At 55.1% G+C, this 16,077-nt stretch carries 16 protein-coding genes; 10 read left to right on the top strand and 6 right to left on the bottom strand.

The window, feature by feature from the left end; all coding sequences use genetic code 11:
* Window positions 1-66: 66 nt before the first annotated feature.
* Window positions 67-969 (top strand): acetylglutamate kinase, encoded by a 903-nt coding sequence (argB, locus tag WG929_RS10170; protein WP_369855910.1) that lies wholly within the window; start codon window positions 67-69, stop codon window positions 967-969.
* A gap of 11 nt (window positions 970-980) precedes the next feature.
* The gene (gene slmA, locus WG929_RS10165) at window positions 981-1,595 is read left to right on the top strand and encodes a nucleoid occlusion factor SlmA (RefSeq protein WP_369855911.1); all 615 of its coding nucleotides are present in this window, start codon (window positions 981-983) and stop codon (window positions 1,593-1,595) included.
* A gap of 78 nt (window positions 1,596-1,673) precedes the next feature.
* Here slmA and WG929_RS10160 read toward each other — a convergent pair whose 3' ends face one another.
* Complete coding sequence (locus tag WG929_RS10160; RefSeq protein WP_369855912.1) at window positions 1,674-2,384, bottom strand: hypothetical protein; 711 nt, start codon at window positions 2,382-2,384, stop codon at window positions 1,674-1,676.
* Entirely contained in the window at window positions 2,384-3,031 is a 648-nt protein-coding gene (gene pyrE, locus WG929_RS10155) for an orotate phosphoribosyltransferase (RefSeq protein WP_416205950.1), read from the bottom strand. Before pyrE ends, WG929_RS10160 begins: the two co-directional genes overlap by 1 nt.
* Window positions 3,032-3,266: 235 nt before the next feature.
* Here pyrE and WG929_RS10150 point away from each other — a divergent pair, with 235 nt between their 5' ends.
* Window positions 3,267-4,040 (top strand): exodeoxyribonuclease III, encoded by a 774-nt coding sequence (locus WG929_RS10150; RefSeq protein ID WP_416205949.1) that lies wholly within the window; start codon window positions 3,267-3,269, stop codon window positions 4,038-4,040.
* A 91-nt stretch (window positions 4,041-4,131) separates the two neighbouring features.
* Here WG929_RS10150 and rph read toward each other — a convergent pair whose 3' ends face one another.
* Complete coding sequence (gene rph / locus WG929_RS10145) at window positions 4,132-4,848, bottom strand: ribonuclease PH (protein ID WP_416205948.1); 717 nt, start codon at window positions 4,846-4,848, stop codon at window positions 4,132-4,134.
* A gap of 111 nt (window positions 4,849-4,959) precedes the next feature.
* Between rph and WG929_RS10140 the strand changes: the two genes are divergently transcribed.
* Entirely contained in the window at window positions 4,960-5,835 is an 876-nt protein-coding gene (locus WG929_RS10140) for a YicC/YloC family endoribonuclease (protein ID WP_416205947.1), read from the top strand.
* Between the two features lie 184 nt (window positions 5,836-6,019).
* Window positions 6,020-7,261: a tyrosine-type recombinase/integrase gene (locus tag WG929_RS10135; RefSeq protein ID WP_416205946.1), complete on the top strand. Its 1,242-nt coding sequence runs from the start codon at window positions 6,020-6,022 to the stop codon at window positions 7,259-7,261.
* Between the two features lie 11 nt (window positions 7,262-7,272).
* Here the strand turns inward: WG929_RS10135 and WG929_RS10130 are convergent, their stop codons facing one another.
* Genes WG929_RS10130 through WG929_RS10120 form a run of 3 tightly spaced genes read right to left on the bottom strand, consistent with a single transcriptional unit; the run spans window position 7,273 to window position 9,444 of the window.
* A complete protein-coding gene (locus WG929_RS10130) occupies window positions 7,273-7,515 on the bottom strand; it encodes a helix-turn-helix transcriptional regulator (RefSeq protein ID WP_416205945.1) in 243 nt (80 codons plus the stop codon).
* Window positions 7,508-9,232, bottom strand: a complete 1,725-nt coding sequence (locus WG929_RS10125) for a DUF927 domain-containing protein (RefSeq protein ID WP_416205944.1) — start codon at window positions 9,230-9,232, stop codon at window positions 7,508-7,510. The genes WG929_RS10130 and WG929_RS10125 overlap by 8 nt, the downstream gene beginning before the upstream one ends.
* An 11-nt stretch (window positions 9,233-9,243) precedes the next feature.
* Window positions 9,244-9,444, bottom strand: coding sequence for a helix-turn-helix transcriptional regulator (locus tag WG929_RS10120; protein ID WP_008174219.1), 201 nt, complete (start codon window positions 9,442-9,444; stop codon window positions 9,244-9,246).
* A 698-nt stretch (window positions 9,445-10,142) separates the two neighbouring features.
* Here WG929_RS10120 and mobI point away from each other — a divergent pair.
* The 5 genes from mobI to brxC all read left to right on the top strand — a co-directional run bounded on the left by mobI (window position 10,143) and on the right by brxC (window position 16,041).
* Entirely contained in the window at window positions 10,143-10,754 is a 612-nt protein-coding gene (gene mobI / locus WG929_RS10115; RefSeq protein WP_416205943.1) for a conjugative transfer protein MobI(A/C), read from the top strand.
* A gap of 233 nt (window positions 10,755-10,987) precedes the next feature.
* On the top strand, window positions 10,988-11,197 hold the full coding sequence (locus tag WG929_RS10110; RefSeq protein WP_008174223.1) for a helix-turn-helix domain-containing protein: 210 nt from the start codon (window positions 10,988-10,990) through the stop codon (window positions 11,195-11,197).
* The gene (locus tag WG929_RS10105) at window positions 11,194-11,808 is read left to right on the top strand and encodes a DUF1819 family protein (RefSeq protein ID WP_239296659.1); all 615 of its coding nucleotides are present in this window, start codon (window positions 11,194-11,196) and stop codon (window positions 11,806-11,808) included. Before WG929_RS10110 ends, WG929_RS10105 begins: the two co-directional genes overlap by 4 nt.
* A 17-nt stretch (window positions 11,809-11,825) precedes the next feature.
* Window positions 11,826-12,416, top strand: coding sequence for a DUF1788 domain-containing protein (locus WG929_RS10100; RefSeq protein WP_416205942.1), 591 nt, complete (start codon window positions 11,826-11,828; stop codon window positions 12,414-12,416).
* 43 nt (window positions 12,417-12,459) lie between these two features.
* Window positions 12,460-16,041, top strand: a complete 3,582-nt coding sequence (gene brxC / locus WG929_RS10095; RefSeq protein WP_416205941.1) for a BREX system P-loop protein BrxC — start codon at window positions 12,460-12,462, stop codon at window positions 16,039-16,041.
* Window positions 16,042-16,077 lie beyond the last annotated feature (36 nt).

Raw genomic sequence — 16,077 nt, 5'->3', positions numbered from 1 at the left:
AACTTGAACCATACCGCAAGGCCAATCGAGCGAACGGCCTTGCCCTGTACCCGATGGAGCACCACCATGCCGCTGAACCGCGATGACGCCATCAATACCGTCAACGTTCTGAGCCAGGCCCTGCCCTACCTGCAACGCTTTGTAGGCAAAACCATTGTCGTCAAATATGGCGGTAATGCCATGATCGACGACGAGCTGAAAAACAGCTTTGCTCGCGACATGGTGATGCTGAAGCTGATTGGCATCAATCCCATTGTGGTTCACGGCGGCGGGCCGCAAATCGGTGAGTTGCTGAACAAACTCAACATCGAAAGCCACTTCGTTAACGGCATGCGGGTCACCACCAGCGAAACCATGGACGTGGTCGAAATGGTACTGGGTGGTCTGGTTAACAAGGACATCGTCAATCTGATCAACCAGAACGGCGGTAACGCCATTGGCCTGACCGGCAAAGACGGCCAGCTGCTGCACGCGCGCAAGTTGCACGTCACCAAGGCAACACCCGATCTGGAAAAACCGGAAATCATCGACATTGGCCACGTCGGCGAAGTTGCCAGCATCAACACCAAGGTGCTGGATATGCTTAACGATAGCGACTTTATCCCCGTCATTGCCCCCATCGGCGTAGACTCCGAAGGCCACTCCTACAATATCAACGCCGACCTGGTCGCTGGCAAGGTCGCCGAGGTGCTGAAAGCCGAAAAGCTGATCCTGCTGACCAATATCGCCGGACTGATGGACAAACAGGGCAACATTCTCACCGGCCTGACCACCCAGCAAGTAGACGACCTGATTGCGGATGGCACCATCTACGGTGGCATGTTACCCAAAATTCAGTGTGCCCTCGATGCCGTGCACGCTGGCGTCACCAGCGCCCACATTATCGACGGTCGAGTTGCACACTCCACCCTGCTGGAACTGTTCACCGATGAAGGTGTGGGCACCCTGATTACCAACCGCAAAGGCTGACAGGAGAACCCATGGCACAGGCGGAAGACAAGCTGTCCCGCAGAGACCAGATACTTCAGGCTCTGGTACATATGCTGGAAACCCAGCCCGGTGCCCGAATTACCACGGCCAACCTGGCAAAGGAAGTCGGCGTATCAGAAGCGGCGCTGTACCGCCACTTCCCCAGCAAGGCAAAGATGTTTGAAGGGCTGATCAGCTTTATCGAAGAAACCATCTTCAGCCGCATCAACCTGATCCTGCAGGATATCGACAGCGCCGAAGCGCGTTGCCAGCATACATTGATGCTGGTACTCACCTTCGCCGAACGTAACCCTGGCATGTGTCGCCTGTTATCTGGAGATGCACTGTCGGGTGAAACGGAACGCCTGCGCCAGCGCATCCAGCAATTTTTTGAACGGCTGGAAACCCAGTTCAGACAGATTATTCGGGAAGCCGAATTACGCGAAGACAAACTGCCGCAACATACCGCCAGTGCATTGGCCAATTTGTTGACTGCTGTGGTAGAAGGCAAAATACGCCAGTTTGTGCGTACCGAGTTTGCACTGAAGCCAACCGCCTACTGGGATGAACAATGGCTCGTGCTGCAAAGCCAGCTGTTAAGAACAAAACAAATCCCGACCAACTAACGGACAGGCCCGATTCAGACTGCGCCACAAGCTGTCGTTGGATGTCGCGACAGGCTGTGGTGCAAGATTCCGGTTGGTTTATCGACTGACAGGAGGCTTGGCTTTGGAGAAACGGTCAACCCGCTCAAAATCCACCTCGTCATACAAGGTGCCGGGGGGATATACCTGTAATATTCGCACCCGTTCATATTGTTCTGCGTACTCTCGGGTAATACGCCCCAACTCGGTGCGTCGATCGCGGATATCCCGCTTGCTATCAGCGAGCACTCCCGACACTTCATTCAGCTCCTGCTGAATATCCCCAGGGACTTCCACACCTCGGCTGGTAAAACCCTCTGCCTGACGCTGCGCCTGCGCCAGCTTTTGCTCCAGCGCCTCCTGGCGACGTTCCTGCAGGGAAATGTAAGTACCCACTTCCTCTGCCTTGCGCAACCGTGCCCGTTCAACATCGGATGGCTGCTCATACAAACGCAGAAGATTAATATCCGCTTCTTTTTGCTGTGCCATTTTTTCCTGGCGCTGCTGCTCTGCGGCCTCTTTGGTGCGCCGCACCACCAGCTCTTCCGCCGTGGGGGCTGGTGGCACAACATCAATGACCATGCCGTTGCTGCCCAGCACCTCATACCCCTGGCCGAGCAGCTCTGCCGGAATACGATCCCGCAGTACCGTGCGACCATCGACCTGAAAACGGTACAGCTTTGCGGCCATGGCTTCGGTCGCCAGTAACGACCCCAGCAGAAAGATCAATAACCGACCGCTGGCCAGCCTACCACTCCAGCACATTCGCATCAGCACACCCCGTACTGCGCCCGATAGGCCTCAATGGCTGACGCATGGTTTTTTAAAGCATCCTGAGTCGCGACATAATCCAGCACCTGATTCAGATTCACGATACTGGCCACCCGGATACCAAAATCACGTTCTACCTCCTGAATCGCCGACAGCTCACCCTGGCCTTGCTCCTGACGATCCAGCGCAATCAGCGCCGCAACCGCTGTCGCCCCGGCCGTATCGGCAATCAGCCCCATGACTTCCCGGATTGCCGTCCCTGCCGTGATAACATCGTCTACAATCACAACACGGCCCGCCAATGGAGCACCCACCAGATTGCCCCCTTCACCGTGGGTCTTGGCTTCCTTGCGGTTAAAAACGTAGGGAACATCTTTTTGATAGTCATTGGCCAGCGCCACCGTCATGGTCGCGGCCAGGGGGATGCCTTTGTAGGCCGGGCCAAAAACAACATCGTACTGCAGACCGGAATCTTCCAGCGCAGCGGCGTAAAAACGGCCCAGTCTGGCCAGCGCCAGACCACTGTTAAACAATCCGGCATTAAAAAAATAAGGGCTGATTCGACCGGACTTTAGCGTAAACTCACCAAACTTCAGGACACCCTGCCGAATAGCAAATTCGATAAATTCTTGTTGATAGGCTTTCATATCGTATCCTGAAAAGGGAGCCAATAATAAACAGAACGGATAACACAAAGGCAGGAACTGGTCAGTAGCAGACCGGGAAGCAGACACGCCAGCGGCGGGTCGCTGGCTCAAAACCACCTTCCCGGGTGCCAGACAAGCACGATAAGTGAGACAACTCACAACCAAATATGGCCTCAGTTTACCCGCACTTAGATTGATGGGTTATGATACACGCTTCACTAGTTGGGAACCACGTATGCGAGTTATCACTTTACAGGTAGACGGACTGCAACAGGCGGTAGATAACGGCCTGTATACATGGCTGACAATGGCAGACGCCGATGTCGTTGCCATTCAGAATCTGCGCGCCAAGGAATATCAGCTGTCTGACGATGTCGTCTACCCGCGAGATTTTAACGCATACTTTTTCGACGCCGAAGCCGACGACTACTCCGGTGTTGCCATCCTCACCCGGGAGGTTCCCAAGGCCATCATGACCGGCCTGGCGTTTTCCCAGTGCGATATGCAGGGCCGCTACATTCAGGCCGACTTCCCTCATGTCAGTGTTGGCTCCATCCTCTTCCCTGCCGTTGACGCCTTTAACAACCTGGACGACAAGTTGGCCTTCCAGAAATCGTTTCTGGAACACCTGCAAAAAAATCGCCGCAAGCGCCGTGAATTTATTATCTGCGGCAACTTTGAAGCCGCCCACAAAACGGTTGACCTGGCCGACTGGCAAGCCAACCAGAACTCACCAGGCTTTTTGCCGGAAGAACGTGCCTGGTTTGATCAGATCTTTGGCCCGGCAGGCTATGTCGATGCCTTCCGCGAAGCCAACTTTGGCGAAAACCAGTTCACCTGGTGGCCAGATGCCGAAAGCGCACGCCGCAACCAGAATGGCTGGCGCAAGGACTATCAGATTTGCAGCCCAGGCATTCGCCAATACGTTGTTGATGCCAAAATAGAAAACAGCCTGCAATTTGGTGATCACGCTGCCGTCATGATCGAGTACGAATTCGACGACGAGTAAGTCCTGGGGCGACGGACGGCCACACAAACACCAGCCATAAAAAAGCCCGCCTGGCCAAACGCCTGCGGGCTGGGGTACTCAAAACGACGAATCAGCTGTTCAATGCGTCGATTTGCTTCTGAGACAACTCATTAATGCCTTTCTCCGCCAGCGCCAGCATGGCATTCAGCTCATCACGGGTGAAGGTGTTACCTTCGGCGGTGCCCTGCACTTCGACAAAACCGCCATTGGCTGTCATGATCACATTCATATCGGTTTCGGCGTCGGAGTCTTCCAGGTAATCCAGATCCAGCACCGACTCACCCTTGTAAATACCGACAGAGACTGCGGCAATCATCTGCTTCAACGGCTCTCCCTTCACCTTGCCGTTTTTCTTTAACCAGCTCATCGCATCCACCAACGCGACACAAGCACCGGTAATCGCCGCCGTGCGAGTACCGCCATCGGCCTGAATCACATCGCAATCAATGGCAATAGTGTTTTCACCCAACGCTTTCAGATCCACCGCTGCGCGCAGGCTGCGGCCAATCAGACGGGAAATTTCCACCGTCCGACCCTGCTGTTTGCCTTTGGCGGCTTCACGAATCATGCGCGAGCCGGTTGAGCGTGGCAGCATACCGTATTCTGCCGTGACCCAACCCTGGCCCTTGCCACGCAGAAAAGGTGGCACACTGGTCTCCACACTGGCGGTACAAATTACCTTGGTGTCACCAAATTCTACCAACACAGAACCTTCCGCATGTTTAGTGTAGTGACGGGTAATGCGAACTTCGCGGAGTTGATCAAGGGCGCGACCACTGGGTCTCATACAATTTCCTTTTCTGTGCTTCAAACATATTGGGGCGGCATTATAACGACATAGCAGGGGTGTCTGGCCACCGCTACAATGCCCAACACGATAAACGAACGGAGAAACACCATGGTTTACAGCATGACAGCCTTTGCCCGCCAGCAGGCCGACACACCCGCCGGCCAGGTTATCTGGGAGCTGCGGTCGGTAAACCATCGCTATCTGGAACCGCATTTCCGCTTGCCCGACAGCTTCCGCGAACTGGAACCGGCACTGCGTGAACTGATGAAAAAACATCTCAATCGCGGCAAGGTGGAATGTGCATTGCGGCTACAATCCGGCCAGCAAGTTCAGGCATTAAATCTGAATCAGCCGCTGCTGAAGCAACTCAACCAAGCCATAACCGCCGCCACAGCCAGTGTCCCGACAGCCGCCGCTGCCAATGTGCTCGATATTCTGCAATGGCCCGGTGTGATGGAAAACGAAACTGTCGACGCCAAGGTCGTTCAACAGGCCACCTTGCAAGCCTTTGAAGACTGCCTGAAAACCGTCAGTCAGCGTCGCGCTCGTGAAGGTCAGAGTCTGGCGGACTTAATTCTCCAACGCCTGGATAATATGAGCAGCCTGGTGGCCAAGGTGGAAGCTCACCTGCCAGAAGCGCTGGCCGCCCAACGGCAACAATTACAACATCGCCTTGCCGATATGCTGGGGGAACGGGAAAACGCTGCCAATCCTGAACGGCTGGAACAGGAAATGGTGATACTGGCACAAAAAGCCGATGTCGCCGAAGAACTCGACCGCTTGCGTACTCATATCCAGGAAGTCAAAGCCATTATAAAGCGCCCGGAACCGATTGGCCGTCGGCTCGACTTTATGATGCAAGAGCTGAATCGTGAGGCAAATACCCTGTCCTCAAAATCGCTGACCACGGTCACCACACAAGCGGCTGTCGAAATGAAAGTACAAATCGAGCAAATGCGCGAGCAGATCCAGAACATAGAGTGATGTTCTTGGGTGTTCATCACTGTTCTTTAGTCCATTAAAAATCAAAGGCTTATGAAATTTTAACGGTCACCGCGTTCATGTAAGTTCTGCCAAGTTTGGGTAGTTATGGGTAGTAGATTGGGGAGTATTTTCTCGCTATATTGTATCGGCGAGATTGTACTCCCCAATTTTTTAAGGCAGGAAAGTGGGCAAGCTATACGACAAGACCGTCAAGAAACTGATCAAAGAGAAGCCATCCGTGCGGCATGCCGATGGCAATGGTCTCTACCTCATGACCCCGAAGCGCGGCGATGCCTACTGGATGCTGCGCTATACCACCCCAGCTACCAAGCTCCGGCGCGAATACACCATCGGCAAGGTGGACGACTGGTCATTGGCCGACGCCCGTGATGAGGCGGCGAAGCTGAGGTTGGCGATCAAGCGTGAGGGTGCTGACCCGGTTCAAGAGCGGCAGAAGGTCAACCAAAACCCCTTCAAAACGCTCAATGACCTGTACGCGGACTACTACGAGCTTCGCAAACGAGAAATCGCGTCTCACCATAAAGAGAAGAGCCTGTACGAGCGTGAGGTCGCCTGGCGCATCGGGAAGGTGGAACTGGAAAAGATCCGGCCAGTGGATGTCAGTGAAATCCTGCGCGACGTGGCCAATGGTTATGACGACAATAAGCCTCGCCCGACCCTCTCAAATGACTTGATGCGTCTGCTGAGGAACCTGTTTGATCATGGCATCAAACTGGACGTCACCCGGTTCAATCCCGCCTCGCCATTCCGCCCCAGGGATGCCGGTGGGGAGGAGAAGGCCGCCAACTACCCGATGAATGAGGAAGAGGTCATTGAGTTCTTCAACAAGCTCCGGGTTATTCCGGCGCAGTTCAGCCGTGAAAACTACCTGGCCTGTGCTTTGTTGATTGCGACCTGTACGAGAAAAATGGAGCTTCTGGCAGCGCCTTGGTCGGAATTCGATCTGGAGAACCGTATCTGGTACCTGCCCGAGGAAAGGACCAAAAAGAGAAGGGCCATCGATATCCCGTTGGCGGAACCCGCCGTGGAATGGTTGAATGAACTGAAAGTACGCTCCTGTGGGAGTGAGTGGGTCTTCCCAGCTCGCAGGATCAGCAAAAAAGCACGGACTCCGCACGTATGCGAGAATACGCTCAACCATGCGCTCAAGAAGCTCTTTGAGAAAAAGCTCTTCTCATTTGACAAGCGCCGCGTCCACGATCTTCGCGGCACGGCCCGTACGAAACTGGGTAAGCTCGGCTTTGATGACAATCTGGCCCAGCGCTGCCTGAATCAGCTGCCCGGCAACCGGACTGACCGGGTCTATAACAAGCATGCGTATTTTGAAGAACGAAAAGAGGCTCACGAGGCGCTCTGCGAATGGTTAGCGCCCATCGTGAGAGGTGAAGTTAGTTCTGGAGAGTAAAAGGGGCCAAATCAAGCCCCTTGCTGTTCGATCCAAGCCAACAGATCCGATAGTCGCCACGCCACCGAGTTGCAGCCCAACTTGAGCCCTGCCGGAGCCACTCGCTTTCTTTCCAAAGTCCACCACTGCGTCCGACTGACACCCGTAATCGTTCGACGGTCCGACTCCCGAACCAGCCGCTCACACTGTCCAGAACGAGCCAGAAGCTTGGTGCGCACCTCTTCCGAAGGCGGACTGAAGGTTTTATCAATCATCCTCCTCTACCTCCGAATCACCAGTGGGAATAGTGGGAAACTGGGAAAGTCCATCTCCATCCGGTAGCGCTTCCCAATACGCCTTGATGCGATCAGGCCACAGGGCGAAAAAACGCTCCGATCGATCCCGCAGCTTGATTTTCATGGTGCCACGGCTCTGCTCATTGGTTTCCATGAAATCTCTCTGGATAAGCGGCTCAATTTCCCGAGTGTATCGACTACGAAGGCCAAGCTCCTTGATCAGAGTATTTTTGGGTATCAGCCACTGCGTCTCACCGGCCACTTTGCGTCGCAGACCAATTGCTCTTCCGTAATCCCCCCGCTCTATGTCAACAAGGCGGTGATTCCATTTGTAAATCGCATCGCGAAGGCGAGCCAAAATGCGGTGCTCCTCCGAATTGAAGATGTGACCTCGGCTCCGAAGCCAGGCTCCAACTGCTTGGTGTACCGCTCGAACTGACTCCGCTTCCGACCAGGGGAGTAGGTAGTTCCGGCAGGCTAGGCACAGAGCAGCGGTGATCAGTGCGAACCGCCTGATCACCCGGAGGACTTGCGAAGCCATATGAGAGGTCTTCCATTGGTCCGTCAACCGGGCGACCTCATTCTGGATATAGCCGGGCAAGTCATCCACATCTTCTGTGAGACGCTCAAGCCAGTGCCGGAACAGCGTGCCATGGTAGTGCCTGGTGCGGCTTTTCAACGCGTCCACGAACTCTTGGGGGCTGCTGAAGCCATGCACCTCGTCAAAGGCTCCAAATTTTCCAAAAACGGGGATCTCGACAAGACGATTCTCTTGGCCGGCTTTAACCGACTTTCCTATTTCCTGAAACACTTCCGACAGCCATACCTCACCAGTACTTAACGCCAGCGTTCGCCAGTGCGTTTGTTCAGCAAGATCCCCTGAGATATTCGCGCGCAGCTTACTGGCACCGGTCATTATGTGATACGTCGCCACATCGACATCTTCCGGCCGAGCCAGGCCAATCTCGTCCAACGCTAACAACATGTCGTTGTGCTCAGCAGCGACGGCTGCCAAGCCATTGGCATTCGCTACCCAGTTCCTCACGAACGTTGGTGCTCCACAAACACTCGCGGCCACCTGCAGCAACGTCGTTTTCCCGGTGGAGCTATTACCAACCAAGTGAAAGGCCCCATTTTCAAGCTCCGCATGCTTTAGCAGGGGCGCCGCGAGAGCCACCCCGACGCTGAGGATCGCCAGCGGGTTGCCGCCACAGAGCTTCCCCACTTGATTCTGCCAGTCTTGAAGAGACCCGCTTTCCTGGAGCAACGGTGAGGTCGATAGCTGCCCTACAAAGTGGTGCTGCTCATCCGCCTGACCTGCCGTCCAGCTGCTCGTCGCGAAAATAGGCCCATGCCAGCCGCTGCGGTCGACGGTTGTGGCCGGAGGCGCCTTTGCCATTTCCTCCAGCAAATACCGCTGCAGTCGTGTCCAGCTAATATTGCCGGGTTCGAGCGGGTAGCCGGTGTCCACCAACAGCTCTCGTATCTGACGAGCGTTATCACCGTTCAGAGTCCTCGCATACACCACCTCGCGCAGCAGGACGTTGTCCATATTTTTCCACTGCAGCAGCGCGCCGTGGCCGTGTTTTTTATTGGAGAGGCGGGTTCGGGCAACAACCTCTATCCACCCGCCAACCCTCTGCCACTCTTCAGAGCTGTAGCAGTACAGCCCTGAGTCTCTCAATTGATATTTCATTCGCGCCTCCGTCACAGCCGGTCTAGCCAGTCACGAACATCCTGAATCCGGAACCTGACGGCCCTTCCTTGCGGGCTTGGCTTTATGGGGGCAGGGAAACGACCGGCTTTCACGTACCGTCGAAGCGTGGCTTGCGAAAGCTGGGTGACGGCACAAACCTCTTCATAGGTGAGCAAACGCTCGTTCGTCTCGTTGAAATACTGTCGTTGCATAATCCACTCCTGATTCGTTGTTTAACGGTCAGGAGTGATTATGAATAGTCCTGAATTCACACCAGAACCGTGGAATTGGCCAATTTGGGCGCAAAGAGAAAAAGATATTAAAACACTGAATTTAAAGGATAAATTTTAGGGTTTAGGCGCTTTCTATGTGGCGGCCATCGGTTTTTGGATAAATTCTGGCGAAAATGTGAACAGTCTCCGCTAGCCGCCATCATCACGGCATCATTTTATGAAGCGGTAACTCCCGCTGACTTTCACATGTGAAAGTCAATGCTGGACGTGATCAAAACAGCCTCTCAAAAAGCCTTGTCGAGACCCTGTTATTTCACGGGACGTGCCTGCATCACACCGGTGCTCCAAAAGGTCTCTTCCAAGCCCCTTGTAAGTACCCCGAGGAAGTAACGCCACTGTATACCGGTGTTGTCACTGAGGTGGTAAGCCAGGGTCCCAAATAAATAATGGAACGCGGACCCTTCAGCCCATGCGAGCTATTTCATGGAGTGTGGGAGCGCAGCGGCAAAGTCCCAAATCAGGTAGTTACGTGGACAGGAATTGGAAAGGTCCCATGGCTTGAAGGAAGGAGTCTGCCTCCAACTCTGTCTTTTCGTCCGAAAAAGGCAAAAGCGCATGGCAGCTTCAAGCACTCAGTTGCTTACGATTGTTGGCAAATCCATAGCGAGGAGCCAGCCATGAGCAAACGAATGACCCACCAGGAAATCTGCGAAGAGTGGGAGGCGGTCAGCCGAGCCCAAAATGTGAACCACCAACGTGGTATCAAAGCCGCCATAACGCAATGCCGTCAGTTTCTGACGGCGATTCACCAGCAAGCGGACGTGGAGCAAGCGAGGTACCGCTATCTGGCGCAGCGGCTCTGTGATCACTTCTGGTCCCACAACGTCGCGCATCGTACCGACCAGACACCCGGCTATCCCGGGCACTTCGGCTGCCGCGTCCGACTCCGGAGAAGAAAGCTGGAGTTGTCCTGGTACTACAATCGCTTCGTCCAGCAGAAGAGCGGCGAGGGACGATCAGTGTTCAGTGAGTACATCCGCAAAGAAGGTCGGTTCCGCTATCACAAACCGGCCTTCACGCGGGCCCAGGATTGGGAGCAACCGCTCATCATGGAGACTGAGACCGGTTTTGAGATGTTGCGAAGGCTCAATGCCAACCAGGCGGAGCTTTGTCGAATCGTGCGGAAAAGCGAACGCCTCCTGAAAGATCTGGAGGAGCACCTCGGTGGACTGAAGGAGGCTGCCAGCGGGAGTGCAAGCCCCTCAAGCGAGGAGGGCTGTTGGCGGTAAAAGGCATGCCGCTCACACCGCAGGTGTTGATTGCGTGGGGCTATTGATGGGATCGCCCAGATTTCAGGTGGCTATATATGCCGTTCTTTGCTGGTCTATCCGGGTCAAATCGGTTGAATGCAGCGTGGTACCTCTATATATTGATCAGTCAATGTAGTGTAGGGCTGTTCCGCCCATGAGACCGTGCCGCCTCAGATAAGGTGGCAACACCATCGCCCATAGGAAGCGAAAACATGGCCGAGATGGAAGATCGCTGGTTATCCGTAGACGAAATAGGCAAGCACCTCGGTGTCAGCAATGACACCGTGTACCGCTGGATCGACAAGCACGCAATGCCCGCCCACCGCATGGGGCGGTTTTGGAAGTTCAAAAAAGTCGAAGTAGACGAGTGGGTCAAGGGCGGTGGCGCCGCCGAGACGAGCAAGGGTGAGCGTTCCGAATGACCCAAGGCCGGTATCGCATCTCCTTCACGTCCGGCAGCCTGTATCACCGCGAATCGGTGAAGCTGGCCGAGCTGTACCTGTCGCTCCGTGACTGGGATGAGGTGCGTGCTCAAGCGCTGCATGACAACCTGCTACAGGCCAGAACGGAAAGCACGGCAAAGCGCACCTGTAGAGAGGCGATTGCACGCCTGAAGACGTTGACCGAAAGCGAACTGACTTTCCTGGCCGAGGCAAACCACCAGGACCAGGCTCATCTTCTGTGGGTTGCCGTGTGCCGACTGTACCGCTTTATCGCGGACTTTGCGGTGGAAGTGCTACACGAACGGTTTGTCGCGATGAAGCTGGATCTCAGTTTTGAGGATTTCGATGCCTTCTATAACCGTAAATCGGAATGGCATGACGAACTGGATAATGCCAGCGCCTCAACGCGCGATAAATTGCGGCAGGTCCTGTTCAGAATGCTGCGGGAGGCAGGGTTGTTAGCTAAGGACAAAACCATAAACGCAGTTCTGCTAAGCCCCAGGCTGGTTGAGTTGCTGCGTCAGAACAATCCTGACGAGTTTTTCTACTTTCCAGTCTATGAATCCGATATCAGGGGGATGTCAGCTTGAGAAAGGACATTGCCAAAATGCCGATGCAGGAGCGACTACAGCACCTGTTCAGCGTGGTTTCCGGCCAGCGATTCCTGAACAAGCAGGGACTGGGTAATGAAGTGCCTTTCTTCATCTGCCCCTACCGGCCTGAAGAAGCGGTCGAGATGGAGCGTCTTCAGCGGCAGTTGGTTAACCGGCTGGAGCAGGCGGGCATCCGGATCCTGAGTATCAATCTGTACGACCTGGCCATCGATATTTTGAAAGAAAGAGACATCTGGGAGCAGGTGTTGGAGCTGGAGCCCACGGTCTCAAAGGATCAGTTGAAAGAACTGCTACAGGGGGTGCTGGACCCGGAAGCCCATTTGGTGCCCGCTATTGCGGCAAAACTGCGGTCCGTTGAGTTTGACGTGCTGTTTCTCTCAGGGGTGGGCGAGGTTTTTCCCTACATACGCTCCCATAACGTGCTCAACAACTTGCAGAGCACCGCCAAAGAACAACCAACGGTGATGTTCTTCCCGGGCTCCTATACCCACTCGCTGGAAACCGGTGCATCGCTGGACCTGTTCGGCAGGTTGCATGACGACAAGTACTACCGTGCGTTCAACATCTTTCATTACGAAGCCTGAGCGGACGATACGATTCGAGGCGTAATCATTAAGGGAAAGTACAATGACATTGAAGAATATTTTTCTAAAGCCCGTTGACCGCCCCATTGAAGGCGTTATCAAAGCCGACGATGAAGCCAGTCTTCGCCTCGAAATCGAAGAATACGTACTGACCAACGAAGTCGAGAAGCGCCTCGAAGAGTTCCTGGACGCCTATAACAACTACGAAGGGGCGAACGGGGTATGGGTCTCCGGCTTCTTCGGCTCGGGTAAGTCACACCTCCTCAAGATGCTGGCTCTTCTGCTTGAAAACCGGGAGATGGACGGTGCTACGACACTGGATCTGTTCCTTCCCAAGTGTAGCGAGAATGAAATTCTCCGGGGCGACCTGAAGCGAGCTGTCTCAATTCCGGCGAAGAGCATTCTGTTCAACATCGATCAGAAAGCCGATGTCATCAGCAAAACCCAGATTGATGCGCTTCTGGCCGTGTTCGTTAAAGTCTTCGACGAAATGTGCGGCTACTACGGCAAACAAGGGCACATTGCCCAGTTTGAGCGCGATCTGGACGGCCGTGGCCTGTACGAACAATTCAAAGCCGAGTACGAGACCATCGCCGGCCGCCCCTGGCAGAAAGGCCGGGAGCAAGCCCTTCTGGAAGGCCCGAATATTGCCCAAGCCTACGCCGCTGTGACCGGTGGCGACCCGCAGTCGGCAGCGGGCATTCTGGACAAGTACCGCAGCGAATACCGAGTCTCGATTGAAGACTTCGCGGACAATGTGAATGCCTATATCGAGAAGCAGGCAAAAGAGGGTGGCCACAAAGAGTTCCGCCTGAACTTCTTTGTGGACGAGGTCGGCCAGTACATTGCCGACAACACCAAGCTGATGACCAACCTGCAAACCATTGCCGAGAGCCTCGCCACCAAGTGTCGGGGCCGGGCCTGGATTATCGTCACCGCGCAGGAAGAGATGAAAAACGTGGTTGGCGAAATGGGCAAGCAACAAGGCAACGACTTCTCGAAAATTCAGGCACGGTTCAATAACCGCATGAAGCTGTCCAGCGCGGACGTGGCAGAGGTCATCCAGAAGCGCCTGTTAACCAAGACCGAAGAAGGCGTCAATCAGCTGTCGGACGTCTATCACGCGCAGGCAAACAACTTCAAAACCCTGTTTGACTTCGCGGATGGATCGGCCACCTACCGGAACTTCCGGGACAGGGACCACTTCATCCACAGCTACCCCTTCGTCCCCTACCAGTTCGCGCTGTTTCAATCGGCGATCCAGAATCTGTCGCAGCACAACGCCTTCGAGGGTAAGCACAGTTCCGTCGGTGAGCGCTCCATGCTGGGGGTTTTCCAGCAGGTGGCCATCCACATCGGCAACCATCAGGTGGGCCAGCTGGCCACCTTTGACCTGATGTTTGAAGGCATCCGCTCTGCACTGAAATCACAAATACAGCGGGCGATTATTCAGGCAGAGAACCACCTCGATAATGCCTTCGCCATCCGGCTGCTGAAGGCCCTGTTCCTGGTCAAATATGTCAAGGAATTCAAGCCCACGGTGCGTAACCTTTGCGTGCTGATGCTGGATGCCTTCGATCAGGATCTGCCGGCACTTCGCACCAAGGTCGAGGAAGCCCTGAGCCTTCTGGAGCAACAGACCTACATACAGCGCAACGGGGACCAGTACGAGTACCTGACGGACGAGGAAAAGGACGTCGAGCAGGAGATCAAGAACACCGAGGTCGAATCATCGGATGTCGCGGACGAGCTGGAAAAGATCGTTTTCGACTTTGTCATCAAGCAGCGCAAGATTCGCTATGACGCCGGCTCCTCCCAGAATCAGGGGCAGGATTACTCCTATTCGCGCAAACTGGATGATCGTCTGCATGGGCGTGAATACGAGCTCTCGATCAATGTCATCAGCCCGTTCCACGAGCATACTGACAACGAGCAGATGCTACGCACAGCCTCGACCTACAAGGCGGACGAGCTGTTCGTGCTCATGCCGTCGGACGAGCGCCTGGTGCGCGATCTGCTCATGTTCAAGCGCACCGAGAAGTACATCAAGCAGAACATTTCCGTTACCCAGCAGGAAGCCGTTAAGCGGATCCTGAATGACAAGGGCTTTCAGAACCGTGAGCGCGAGGCCAGGCTCCGGCAGCAGGTTCACACCCTCATTGGCAAGTCCAAGTTGCTCATTGGCGGCGCCGATGTGGAAGTGGCGAATGAGGACCCCCAGACCCGCATTATTCGGGGCTTCCATGAGCTGATTTCACGGGCTTACCCCAACCTCCGCATGTTGCGCGGCGTTTCCTACACGGAAAACGACATCAGCAATTGCCTCAACCGTACAGACGATGGCCTTTTCGGTAATGACGCCACGGCCCTGGCGGAATCCGAGCAGGAACTGCTGGCATTCATTCAGAGCAACAATCGGGGCGGTGTCCGCACCACCCTCAAGGGCTTGCTGGAGAAATTCGAACGCAAACCCTACGGCTGGTATTACGCCGCGATTCTCTGCACCCTGGCCAACCTGTGTGCCCGTGGCAAGGTGGAGGTTCGTCTCGACGGTAACATCCTGGAGGACAGCGAGCTGGAGCGCGCCCTGCGTAACACTCACGGCCACGGCAACGTGGTGCTGGAACCACAGATTGAGTTCACCGCCTCTCAGGTCCGAGCCCTCAAGTCGTTCTACGAGGACTTCTTCGATAGCCCACCCCGCAGCAGCGAAGCCAAGGCCCTGGGCAAAGAGGCCGGCGAAGCCTTCCAGGACATGTACCACGACCTGGATCGGCGGATAGCGCAGGTCGATCAGTACCCGTTTCTCAATGCCTTGAAACCTGCCCTGGTGACGCTGAAAGAAGTCGCCGGAAAGCCCTACACCTGGCACCTGACGGAATTGGGCAAGCAGGAAGACCAGCTGCTGGACCTGAAAGAGGATGTCATCGACCCCATCCGCAAGTTTATGGGCGGTTCACAAAAAGACATCTATAACCAGGCTCGGTCCTTCCTGCAGAGCCAGGAGCCCAACTTCATCTACGTCTCTGGCGATGAGGTTGAACAGATCCGTTCCACCCTGAACGATCCCAATTGCTACAAGGGGAGCCGTATTCAGCAGCTGAAGGGCCAATTGGACAGTCTACAGGGCCGCATCGACGAGAAAGTGCAGCAAACCCGCTCCCAGGCAGAAACGTCCCTAAAGACCATGCAGGAACGCATGCAAAGCATGGATGAATATCAGTCCCTGCCGGAGCCGCGCCAGGATGAGCTCAACAAACCCTTCCGAGATCTGATTGATTACATCGGACAGGAGCGCTTGATTGCTGTGATCAAGGACCGGACCCGATACTTTGAAGAAGAGGGCTACCAGAAGCTGCTGGGCAAAATGGTGGCGCTGGCCAATCAGAAATCAGCACCGGCAGACGACCCCGATCAGCACCCAGGTAGCCAGAGTGAAGACCAGAGTGACGGGGGGACTCCCGAGGTCAAGGAATCGCCCGCCGACTATGTTCACACCCGCAACCTCCGTGTCGCGTTCGACAAGGCCTGGTTGGCCGACGAGGGTGATGTGGACCGGTACCTGAATGCCCTGCGCGAGGCCCTTCTGGTTGAAATCCAGCAAGGCCGCAAGGTCCAGATTTAAGCATGCCGAACCGTCTAACCGGTCGATGTTGGGGAT

Source organism: Oceanobacter antarcticus (assembly GCF_044962685.1).
GTDB lineage: Bacteria > Pseudomonadota > Gammaproteobacteria > Pseudomonadales > Oceanobacteraceae > Oceanobacter > Oceanobacter antarcticus.
Note: the sequence above shows the minus strand (reverse complement) of the source record. Positions and strands in the feature narration are given on the sequence as shown.

What these genes read in the sequence shown, in the direction of transcription:
- argB (WP_369855910.1), top strand. Translation starts at nt 67, where the DNA reads ATGCCGCTGAACCGCGATGACGCCATCAATACCGTCAACGTTCTGAGC.
- slmA (WP_369855911.1), top strand. Translation starts at nt 981, where the DNA reads ATGGCACAGGCGGAAGACAAGCTGTCCCGCAGAGACCAGATACTTCAG.
- WG929_RS10160 (WP_369855912.1), bottom strand. Translation starts at nt 2,384, where the DNA reads ATGCGAATGTGCTGGAGTGGTAGGCTGGCCAGCGGTCGGTTATTGATC.
- pyrE (WP_416205950.1), bottom strand. Translation starts at nt 3,031, where the DNA reads ATGAAAGCCTATCAACAAGAATTTATCGAATTTGCTATTCGGCAGGGT.
- WG929_RS10150 (WP_416205949.1), top strand. Translation starts at nt 3,267, where the DNA reads ATGCGAGTTATCACTTTACAGGTAGACGGACTGCAACAGGCGGTAGAT.
- rph (WP_416205948.1), bottom strand. Translation starts at nt 4,848, where the DNA reads ATGAGACCCAGTGGTCGCGCCCTTGATCAACTCCGCGAAGTTCGCATT.
- WG929_RS10140 (WP_416205947.1), top strand. Translation starts at nt 4,960, where the DNA reads ATGGTTTACAGCATGACAGCCTTTGCCCGCCAGCAGGCCGACACACCC.
- WG929_RS10130 (WP_416205945.1), bottom strand. Translation starts at nt 7,515, where the DNA reads ATGATTGATAAAACCTTCAGTCCGCCTTCGGAAGAGGTGCGCACCAAG.
- WG929_RS10125 (WP_416205944.1), bottom strand. Translation starts at nt 9,232, where the DNA reads ATGAAATATCAATTGAGAGACTCAGGGCTGTACTGCTACAGCTCTGAA.
- WG929_RS10120 (WP_008174219.1), bottom strand. Translation starts at nt 9,444, where the DNA reads ATGCAACGACAGTATTTCAACGAGACGAACGAGCGTTTGCTCACCTAT.
- mobI (WP_416205943.1), top strand. Translation starts at nt 10,143, where the DNA reads ATGAGCAAACGAATGACCCACCAGGAAATCTGCGAAGAGTGGGAGGCG.
- WG929_RS10110 (WP_008174223.1), top strand. Translation starts at nt 10,988, where the DNA reads ATGGCCGAGATGGAAGATCGCTGGTTATCCGTAGACGAAATAGGCAAG.
- WG929_RS10105 (WP_239296659.1), top strand. Translation starts at nt 11,194, where the DNA reads ATGACCCAAGGCCGGTATCGCATCTCCTTCACGTCCGGCAGCCTGTAT.
- WG929_RS10100 (WP_416205942.1), top strand. Translation starts at nt 11,826, where the DNA reads ATGCCGATGCAGGAGCGACTACAGCACCTGTTCAGCGTGGTTTCCGGC.
- brxC (WP_416205941.1), top strand. Translation starts at nt 12,460, where the DNA reads ATGACATTGAAGAATATTTTTCTAAAGCCCGTTGACCGCCCCATTGAA.